This is a genomic window from Nonomuraea phyllanthi (assembly GCF_006334985.2).
Taxonomy (GTDB): domain Bacteria; phylum Actinomycetota; class Actinomycetes; order Streptosporangiales; family Streptosporangiaceae; genus Nonomuraea; species Nonomuraea phyllanthi.
Map to the genome: position 1 here is coordinate 89632 of NZ_VDLX02000030.1, position 9727 is coordinate 99358.

A 9727-nucleotide genomic window follows, 5' to 3' on the forward strand; every position below is an offset into this window, starting at 1 on the left:
TGGGAACGATGTCACATTCCTTGACCGCGGCGCGCGTTCCCGTCGGAGGCCCCATGGAGCACGATCTACCCCCCGTTCTGTCGCTGGACATCGGCGGCACCAAGCTCGCCGCGGGCGTGGTGACATTCGACGGCCTGATCCACGGCTGGCAGATCACCCCCACCCGCAGGGAGGAGGGTCCGCGGCCGGTCCTGGCCAGGCTGTTCGACCTGGGCAGGAAGGCGGTCGCCGAGGCCGGCCTGCCCGAGGTGGCGGCCGTCGGCATCTCCTGCGGGGGGCCGCTGGACACCGCGACCGGCGTGCTGGAGTGCCCGCCGCACCTGCCCGGCTGGATCGACGTGCCGGTGGGGCCGATGGCGTCGGAGGCGTTCGGCGTCCCGTACGCGCTTGAGAACGATGCCACGGCCGCTGCGCTGGGCGAGTTCCGCTACGGCGCCGGCCGCGGCACCAGCACGATGCTCTACCTCACGATCTCCACGGGCGTCGGCGGCGGGTCCGTCATCGGCGGCCGGCTCCACCGGGGCGCGGCCGGAAACGGCGGCGAGCTCGGGCACGTGATGGTGCGGCCGGGCGGGCGCAGGTGCTCGTGCGGCCGGCTGGGCTGCCTGGAGGCGTACGCGTCCGGCACCTCCATCGCCGAGCGCGCCCGCGAGGCCCTGGCCGCCGGGCGCGCCTCGTCCCTGTCCGCCGTCGAGCTGCCCACGGCCGAGGACGTCTCGCTCGCCGCCGCGGCCGGTGACCCGCTCGCGACGGAGATCTGGGACGAGACCACCTGGGCGCTCGGCAGCGCGCTCACCGACCTGGTGAACGCGTTCGAGCCGGAGCTCGTCGTCCTCGGCGGCGGCGTGACCCGGTCGGGCGCCATGCTGCTCGACCCCGTACGCGCCGCCGTCGCCAGGGACGCCATGCCGCCCGCCGCCCGCGCCGCGCGCATCGAGCCGGCCCGGCTCGGCGCGGGCGTCGGCGTCGTCGGCGCCGGCGCCGTGGCCCACGACCTTCTTCTCTCAGGAAAGTCCGATGCCTGACCCCACTCTCTCGCCCGCGCCCACCCCCGCCCCGTCCATGTCCGCCCGGTCCATGTCCGCCCGGTCCATGTCCGCCCCGTCGAAGTCGGCGGGGGAGGTGCTGGCCGGACACGTCGAGGCGCACGTCGCCGCCGCCCGGCAGGTGGCGGCGCTGGTGCCCGCCGTCGAGGCCGTCGCGGACCTGCTCATCGAGACGTTCACCCGCGGCGGCACGCTCTACACGCTGGGCAACGGCGGCAGCGCGGCCGACGCGCAGCACCTCACCGGCGAGCTGGTCGGCCACTACAAGCGCGACCGCCGCCCCCTCCCGGCCGTGACGCTCACCACCGACGCCACGGTCATGACGTGCATCGCCAACGACTACTCCTATGACGACGTCTTCGCCCGGCAGGTCCAGGCGCTGGCCCGTCCGGGTGACGTCGTGGCAGCGTTCACCACCAGCGGCAACTCCCCGAACGTGGTCGCCGCGCTGCGGGCCGCGCGGAGCAATGGCGCGGTGACGGTACTGTTCGGCGGCGGGGACGGTGGCGTCGCCGCCCGGCACGCCGACCGCCTCCTCCTTTCCCCTTCCCCCGAAACCCCGCGCATCCAGGAGATCCACACACTGATGCTGCACATGATCAGCGAGAAGGTCGACGCATGGGCGGCCGCATGACCGGCTCCACCGGCGGCGCTCCCTCCGGCGGCACTCCCTCCGGCAGGGCCCCCATGTCGAACGCCCCCTCCGGCAGCCAGCCGCGCGGTCTCCCCAGGGCCCCGAGGCCGGTGGCCACCCCCGGCCGCACCCTGCACATGATCGGCAACGCCCACCTCGACCCGGTGTGGCTCTGGCCGTGGCAGGAGGGCTACCAGGAGGCGCGGGCCACGTTCTGGTCGGCCATCCACCGCATGGACGAGTACCCCGACTTCGTCTTCACCTGCGACCAGGTCGTCCTGCTGTCGTGGGTCGAGGAGTCCGACCCCGAGCTGTTCGCCAGGATCCGCGAGCGGGTCGCCGAGGGCCGCTGGGTGAACGTCGGCGGCTGGTGGGTGGAGCCCGACTGCAACATGCCGTCGGGCGAGTCGTTCGCCCGCCAGGGCCTGTACGGCCAGCGCTACCTGAAGGAGAAGTTCGGGGTCACGGCCACGGTCGGCATGAACGTCGACCCGTTCGGCCACAACGCCATGCTGCCCGCGATCCTGCGCGGCCAGGGCATGGACTCCTACTGCTTCCTGCGCCCCGGGCCGCACGAGAGCGAGCTGCCCGGCACGATGTTCTGGTGGGAGAGCCCCGACGGCAGCCGGGTGCTGGCCTACCGGATCCCGTTCGAGTACTGCAGCCCGCCCGGCGAGGTCGCGGGCCAGACCGAGAAGGCGCTCGGCCAGCTCGACCGCTCGCTCGGCGACCTGATGGTCTTCTACGGGGTGGGCAACCACGGCGGCGGCCCCACCAAGGCGAACATCGAGTCCATCCACCGCTACGACCGGATGGGCACGTTCGGCGAGCTGACGATGTCCTCGCCGCGCCGCTACTTCGACGAGATGGTCAAGCGCCTGGGCGAGCAGGGCCTCGCCGAGCTGCCGGTCTGGCGCGACGACCTGCAGCACCACGCGGCCGGCTGCTACTCCTCGCACTCCGGCATCAAGCGGTGGCAGCGCCGGGCGCAGGCGGCGCTGCTGTCGGCCGAGCGCTGGGCGGCCGTGGCCGGCCACGACGTGCGCGAGGAGCTGGGACGGGCCTGGAAGCAGGTGCTGTTCAACCAGTTCCACGACGTGCTGCCCGGCTCGGCCATCGAGCCCGCCTACGACGACGCCCGCGACCAGCTCGGCGAGGCGGTCGCGATCTCCAAGCGGATCATCACCAGGGCGCACAACGTGATCGCCCGCGACATCGGCATCCCGCAGGAGGACGGCACCCAGCCCGTGGTCGTCTTCAACCCGCACCCGTGGCCGGTCACGACCCGGGTCGAGATGCAGTACGGCCTCGCGCCCACCGGCGTGCGGGTGGTCGACGCGGACGGCGCCGACGTGCCGTGCCAGCGCACCCAGTCGGTCGCCACCACCGACGACAAGGGACGCGGCGCCACCGTGTTCCAGGCCGAGCTGCCCGCCCTGGGCTACCGCCTCTACCGGCTGCGCCGGGGCGAGAGCCCGTACACCAGCGGCCTGACCGCCTCCCAGTACCACATCGAGAACGAGACGCTGCGCCTGGAGATCGACCCGGCGACGGGCTGGCTGGCCGGCCTGCTCGACAAGCGCACCGGCGCCGACCTGGTGGCCGGGGCGGCGGGCGAGCACACCCAGATCTGCGAGGACCCGACCGACACGTGGGGACACCGCGTCGTGTCCTACGACTGGCCGGGCGAGGCGATGGCCACGACCCGCGTCGTGCTGCGCGAGAGCGGCCCGCTGCGGGCCCGCATCCGCGTCGAGCGCGCGTGGGGCCGCTCCACGATGGCCGAGGAGTTCATCCTGGGCGTCGGGGACGACGCGGTTGAGGTGCGCGTCACGCTCGACTGGCGCGAGCGGGCCCACCTGATGAAGCTGCGCTTCCCCGTCGCGATCGAGAGCCCGGTGGCCACGTACGAGATCCCGTACGGGCACCTGACCAGGCCCGTCGACGGAGCCGAGGAGCCCGCGCAGTCGTGGGTGGACCTGTCCGCCCCCGGCGCCGGGCTGGCCGTGGTGAACAACGCCAAGCACGGCTACGACGTCTCCCCGCCCGGCCCCGGCCGCGCCCACAGCATCGGCATCACCGCGGTGCGCAGCCCGGTCTACGCCTGGCACGACCCGCGGCTGCTGGACCCCGAGGGCTTCTACGCGTACCAGGACCAGGGGGTGCAGCAGTTCACGTACCTGCTGGTGCCGCACGCGGGCGACTGGCGCGCCGCCGGGCTCACCCGGCGGGCCGCGCTGCTCGGCTCCCCGGTACGCGCCATGCTGGAGAGCTTCCACGACGGGCCGCTCCCGGCGGCGCGCGGCCACCTGGACGACGGCGGCGGCCAGGTCATGGTGACCGCGGTCAAGCTGCACGAGGACGCGCCGCGCGACCTGGTCGTCAGGGCCGTCGAGACCACCGGCGAGGCCGCGTCGGCGACCCTCGACATCCCGCTGGCCCGGGTCCGGGTGACCGCCGACTTCGGGCCGAGCCAGATCCGCACGTTCCGGATCCCGCTCGACGACCCGCTCTCCGCCGTGGAGACCGACCTGGTGGAGCTGACCACCCGCCGGGGCGCGTTCACGGTGGAAGCATGGTGATCGCCTGCCCCGACGGCGGCGAACTGGCCGTCGAGGTGCTGGGAGCCGGGCCGTACACGATCGAGGGGGTGTGGGGGGAGCGGCTGCCGAGCGGCCGCCGCGAGCTGAGCCTGCGCGTCCGCTACGACGGCGCCGAGCCCGCGCCCGGCACCGTGCGCGTCAGCGGGTCGGTGGCCGCCGCAGATCCGTGGTGGCTGATCCCCGGCCTCTTCTACGGCGAGAACCGGCCGGAGGCGTGCGAGCGGATCTTCCCCCGCTTCGAGGCGGGCGCGGACCGGCCCGGGGAGATGGTCTCCTCCCGGTGGGGGTTCCGCGCCGACCGGGCCGCCACCCCCGCCGTCATGGTGTGGGGTGATCGGTCCGGCCTCGCCCTGATCGCGGACGAGGAATCGGCGCTGGGCACGACCGGCCTCGCCATCGAGCACGACGCGGGCGTGGCCACGGTGTCGCTGCTGTTCCCGTACCAGGAATACCCGATCACGTACTACGGCTCCGCGCTGGCCCTGCCCCCGTCGGAGGCCACGCACGTGTGGCGGCCCGGCGAGGAGCACGTCCTGACCCTCGCGGCGTGCCCGCTGCCCGCCGACCGGCACGCGTACGCGCCGCTGCTGCGCGAGGACCGCGAGCTGCGCAGGGCCGCCGCGCCCGTCGAGCCGTGGCACGACGTCGAGACGGCCGCCGGCATCGCCGCCGAGGGGCTCTACCGCTGGCACTACGACCCCGACCCCGGCGTGCTGCTGGAGACGGTCGGGTTCGACCGGGAGGTGAGCGGGACCGACGGCGAGCGGGTGGACCGGCAGGCCATGCACGTCGGCTGGGTGAGCGGCATCCCGTGGGCGGCGGCGCTGCTGGAGCACGGCCTGCGCGAGCAGCGGCCCGAGCACGTCGCCGCCGCCGAACGGGTCATCGACTTCATCTGCTCGAACCTGTCGCCGTCCGGCACGTTCTGGGGCACCTGGTACCGCGCCTCCGGCTGGTCGCAGAGCTGGAGCCACACCAAGGACGCCCTGCACGCCCGCACCCTCGGCGAGGCCACGCTCTTCCTGCTCCGCGCGCTGCGGCGGCGGCCGAACCCGCTGTGGGAGGCCGCCGCCCGCTCCAACCTGGACGCGATGCTCGCCCGCCAGCGCCCCGACGGCAACCTCGGCACCCTCCACCACGCCGCCACCGGCGAGGTCCTGTCCTGGTCCGGCGCCTCGGGCCTGACCTGGGTGGCCGCCCTCGCCGAGTCCGGGCACCTGGAGGCGGCCGAGCGGGCGGGGGAGTACTACGCCTCCTTCGTCGAGGACGAGTTCATCTACGGCGCGCCGGAGGACGTCGACCTCGCACCCACCTCGGAGGACGGCTACGCGGCCGTGCTCGCGTACATGGCCCTCTTCAGGGCCACGGGCGCGCCGCGCTGGCTCGACCTGGCCCGCCGCGCCGCCGACTGGATGCTCACGTTCCGCTACACCTACAACGTGCGCTTCGGGCCGCGCACCCCGCTGGGCGTGTACGGCTTCGCGACGCGCGGCGCGGACCAGGCGTCGCCGTCCAACCAGCACCTGCACGCCTACGGGCTGGTCTGCACCGCCGAACTGGTGGAGCTGTCGCGGGCCCTCGGCGACCCGTACTACGCGGACCGGGCGTGGGAGACCCTCGACTGCTTCCGCCAGCTGATCCCGGCCGCCGACGGCGAGCTCAACGCCTACCGGGGCATGATCACCGAGCGCTACTACCAGACGGACTGCTTCCAGCCCAAGGGCATGTACCTCACGCTGTCGCACGCCTGGAGCGCCGGGGTGCTGCTGCTGGCGTGCGAGCAGGTCATCGCGGGCGGGCAGGCACGGCGGCACGCCGAGGAGGTCCTCCGCACGGGCGCGCCCGGCGGCTCACCCCCTGAACGGGCTCGTTGCTAGAGCCGGTCGAGCTCAAGCCGGGCCAGCTCCGTCCGGGAGACGACGCCCAGCTTGGGGAAGGCCTTGTAGAGGTGCTGCCCGACGGTGCGCGGGCTGAGGAGCAGGTGGGCGGCGATGTCGCGGTTGGTGGCGCCGGTGGCGGCCAGCCGTACGACCTGGAGTTCCTGGGCGGTCAGCGCGGCGCCCCGGTCGGCGCGGCGGCGGGTGGGCGGCGCTTCGCCGGCGGCGCGCAGTTCGGCGGCTGCCCGATCGGCCCAGGGCCGGGCGTCCAGGCGCTCGAAGGACTCGCGGGCGTGGCGCAGGTGCGGGCGGGCCTCGGCCTTGCGGCGACGGCGGCGCAGCCACTCGCCGTAGGCCAGGTGCGTTCTGGCCTGCTCGTACGGCTGCTCCGCCAGCCGGTGCAGATCCAGCGCCCGGGTGAAGTGCTCCTCCGAATCGTGGATCAGCCCGTGGCAGCGCGCGACCAGGGCGCCCGCCCACGCCTCGCCCGACAGCTCCGCCCAGCGCCGGAAGAGCGCCAGCGGCTCCAGCACCCGTTCGGGCGTGCCCAGCCGGACGGCGGCCTCGACCTCGTCGACGACGACCCGGAGGGAGAAGTGCGACGAGCCGCGAGGGCGCATCTGGAGGCGGTCGAGCGCGGCCTGGTCGCGTCCCTGGGTCAGGTCCAGCATGGCCAGCGCCCAGGTCGCGAGCAGGTCGACGGGCCAGGAGCCGCGGGCGAGCGCGAACCTGACGCCCTCCTCGGCCATGGCGCGGCAGCGCTCCTCGTCGCCCTCGACGGCGGCCAGCCAGGCCAGCATGCCGCGCAGCCCCGTGGTGGGGTGGGCCTGGCCGGTGTCCAGCGCGATCTGGAGCGCCTCCGCCGCGCTGTCGCGCGCGTCGCGGTGGCGCCCGGTCATGAGCCGGCTGTAGGCGAGCTGGTCGAGGACGAAGGGGAGCAGCCGGATGCGGCCCTCCGCGCGGCAGCGGGCGGCCAGGGAGGTGGACAGGTCACGGGCGAGATCGAGGCGGCCGGCGACGAAGACGGGATGGGTGAGCGTCAGCTGCCCCTCGACATCGGCCGGCGAGGCGTGCCGGAGGAAGCCGTCCAGCAGAGGGTACCCGGACTCGAGGTCGCCGCCGTGGATGTGAGCGAGCCCGCGGGTGAGCGCGGCGAGACCGTCCTCCGGGGGAAGGCCGAGCCGGTCGAGCAGCCGTGACGCCTCCGCGATCAGCGCGGTGTCGCCTCCGACCCAGGCGTTGCGCGAGGCGGCCGCGAGCATGCGGGCGGCCGACCGGGGATCGGTCCCGGCTATGGGGGCCGCCCCGTCGATGAGGACGCTCGCCGCTCGCCGCGGCGACCCCTGGTCGAGCTCCGCCGTCGAGGTGATCTCTGCGAGCCGGGCCAGGGTGACGGGGTCGCCGGTCAGCTGCGCGGCCCGCTCGCTCAGGTCCGCCGCACGGCCGGACTGCCCTGCCTCGCCGGCCGCGCCGGCCGCCGCCGCCAGCCGGCGGGCCATGCGACCCTGGTCGGTGCTGAGGTACGCGGCGCGCTCATAGGCCGTCGCCATGGCCGCGTAGCCGAGGCGGGCCCCGGCCTGCTCGGCAGAGCGTTCCAGAGCGCCGGCGATGTGCTCGTCGGGCCCGGTCGCGGCCAGGGCCAGGTGCCAGGCCCGCCGGTCGGCGCTCACGGATCCGGCCAGCGCCCGGTGGATCGCACGGCGCTGGGAGGAGAGCGCTCCCTGGTAGGCGGCCGAGCGCAGCAGCGGGTGGCGGAAGCGTACGACGCCGCCGGTGACCGTGACGAGCCCGGCCCGCTCGGCCGGCTCCAGCGCGTCGGCGGGGATGCCGAGCGCGCCGGCCGCGGCCAGCACGGTCCCCAGAGCGCCGGTGTCCTCGGCGGCCGCCACCGCGAGCAGCCTCCTGGCGGGTTCCGGCAGCCGGTGGATCTGGCCGGTGAAGGCCTCCTGGAGCCGGTGCGTGAGCGGCAGCGTCCCGCCGAGCTCCCACTCGCCCTCGCACGCGGCCCTGGACAGCTCGATGAGGGCCAGCGGGTTGCCGTCGGCCTCCTTGAGCACCTGCTCCCGCAGGTGGGCGGGGAGGCCGTCGCTGAGCAGGCGCTCGGCGTCGTCGCGCGGCAGCCCGCCGAGGCGCAGCTCCGGCAGCCCGGTGGCGGGGAAGGCGTCCCGGTCGTCGCGCGCCGCGATCAGCAGGGTGACGCCCTCGGACCGCAACCGCCGCGACGCGAACGCCAGAGCCTCAGCCGAGGCCCGGTCCAGCCACTGGGCGTCGTCGACGAGGACCAGCAGCGGGCGCTCCTCGGCCAGCTCCGACAGCAGGGTGAGCGCGGCCAGCCCGACCAGGAACCGGTCGGTCCCCGCCACCGGCGCCAGCCCGAACACCCCGCGCAACGCCGCGGCCTGCGGTGCCGGGAGCGCGTCGAGCCGGTCGAGAGCCGGCCGCAGCAGCAGGTGGAGGGCGGCGAAGGGCAGCTCGACCTCGGTCTCCACGCCGGCCCCGCGCAGCACGCCGGCCCCGGCGGCCGCCCGCGCGGCGTGGTCGAGGAGCGCGGACTTCCCCATGCCGGGCTCGCCCCTGATCACCAGGACGCCGCCGGCCCCGGATCTCGCCTCGGCGAGGAGAGCCTCGACGGCCCGGACCTCCTCAGCCCGCCCCTGCAACATCGCGCATCCCCGCTACCTACGACACATCATGAGTCACCTTACTCATTCCTTCTGCCACGCCCGGATCTAGCGTTCTCGATGCCCGGTGGGGACGGGCTCTGACGATCGGACACTGTGCGCGAAGGAGATTTCATCATGGAGAACGGCGACAAGGGCTTCTCGGAGTCCGGGCTGCGCAGGCTGCGTGACGTGCTGGCCCGGTATGTCGATGGGGGCGGATTCCCGGGCTGGTCGCGCTGGTCAGCCGGGGTGATCGGACGCACGTCGAGGCGATGGGGACGATGCGGCATGACGGTGGGGCGGCGATGCGCCGGGACACGATCTTCCGGATGGCCTCCACCTCCAAGCCGGTCTCGATCGCCGCGGCGATGGTGCTGCTGGATGAGTGCCGGCTGCGGCTGGACGACCCGGTCGAGCGGTGGCTGCCCGAACTCGCCGACCGGCGGGTGCTGCGGCGGATCGACGGCCCGCTGGAGGAGACCGTGCCGGCGCATCGGCCCATCACCGTGCGCGACGTGCTGACCTCCACCTTCGGCCTCGGCATGGACATGACCTCGCTCGGCACCCCCATCCTGAACGCGATCTTCGAGCGCGGCCTGACCCCCAACCTGCCGGTCGAGGTGCCCGAACCGGACGAATGGCTGCGCCGCCTGGGCGAACTGCCCCTCATGCACCAGCCCGGCCATCGCTGGCAGTACCACATCAGCAGCGACCTGGCCGGCGTGCTGGTCTCCCGCGTCACCGGCCGGCCGTTCGAGGAGTTCCTGCGCGAGCGCGTCCTCGACCCCCTGGGCATGAGCGACACCGGCTTCCACGTGCCCGCCGAGCACATCGACCGGCTGCCCACCCTGTACGCCCCCGACCCCGAAACGGGCGAGTTCCTGGTCTGGGACGAGGCCGAGGA

6 protein-coding genes are annotated in these 9727 nt (G+C 74.5%); 5 read left to right on the forward strand and 1 reads right to left on the reverse strand.

Going from position 1 to position 9727, the window contains the following annotated elements; all coding sequences use genetic code 11:
* Nucleotides 1–53: 53 nt before the first annotated feature.
* The 4 genes from FH608_RS47550 to FH608_RS47565 are packed head-to-tail and all read left to right on the forward strand — an operon-like array spanning nt 54 to nt 6160.
* Nucleotides 54–1025, forward strand: coding sequence for an ROK family protein (locus FH608_RS47550; RefSeq protein WP_139637806.1), 972 nt, complete (start codon nt 54–56; stop codon nt 1023–1025).
* Complete coding sequence (locus FH608_RS47555; protein WP_264372957.1) at nt 1018–1680, forward strand: D-sedoheptulose-7-phosphate isomerase; 663 nt, start codon at nt 1018–1020, stop codon at nt 1678–1680. Before FH608_RS47550 ends, FH608_RS47555 begins: the two co-directional genes overlap by 8 nt.
* Complete coding sequence (locus tag FH608_RS47560; protein ID WP_139637807.1) at nt 1665–4262, forward strand: alpha-mannosidase; 2598 nt, start codon at nt 1665–1667, stop codon at nt 4260–4262. Before FH608_RS47555 ends, FH608_RS47560 begins: the two co-directional genes overlap by 16 nt.
* On the forward strand, nt 4256–6160 hold the full coding sequence (locus FH608_RS47565; protein WP_139637808.1) for a hypothetical protein: 1905 nt from the start codon (nt 4256–4258) through the stop codon (nt 6158–6160). The genes FH608_RS47560 and FH608_RS47565 overlap by 7 nt, the downstream gene beginning before the upstream one ends.
* Here FH608_RS47565 and FH608_RS54065 read toward each other — a convergent pair.
* Nucleotides 6157–8823, reverse strand: a complete 2667-nt coding sequence (locus tag FH608_RS54065) for an ATP-binding protein (RefSeq protein WP_139637809.1) — start codon at nt 8821–8823, stop codon at nt 6157–6159. The genes FH608_RS47565 and FH608_RS54065 overlap by 4 nt on opposite strands.
* Before the next feature lie 272 nt (nt 8824–9095).
* On the opposite strand from FH608_RS54065, the gene FH608_RS47575 reads away from it, so the two are divergent.
* The coding region (locus tag FH608_RS47575; RefSeq protein WP_264372958.1) for a serine hydrolase domain-containing protein at nt 9096–9727 on the forward strand (632 nt) is incomplete at its 3' end.

What these genes read in the sequence shown, in the direction of transcription:
- FH608_RS47550 (WP_139637806.1), top strand. Translation starts at nt 54, where the DNA reads ATGGAGCACGATCTACCCCCCGTTCTGTCGCTGGACATCGGCGGCACC.
- FH608_RS47555 (WP_264372957.1), top strand. Translation starts at nt 1,018, where the DNA reads ATGCCTGACCCCACTCTCTCGCCCGCGCCCACCCCCGCCCCGTCCATG.
- FH608_RS47560 (WP_139637807.1), top strand. Translation starts at nt 1,665, where the DNA reads ATGGGCGGCCGCATGACCGGCTCCACCGGCGGCGCTCCCTCCGGCGGC.
- FH608_RS47565 (WP_139637808.1), top strand. Translation starts at nt 4,256, where the DNA reads ATGGTGATCGCCTGCCCCGACGGCGGCGAACTGGCCGTCGAGGTGCTG.
- FH608_RS54065 (WP_139637809.1), bottom strand. Translation starts at nt 8,823, where the DNA reads ATGTTGCAGGGGCGGGCTGAGGAGGTCCGGGCCGTCGAGGCTCTCCTC.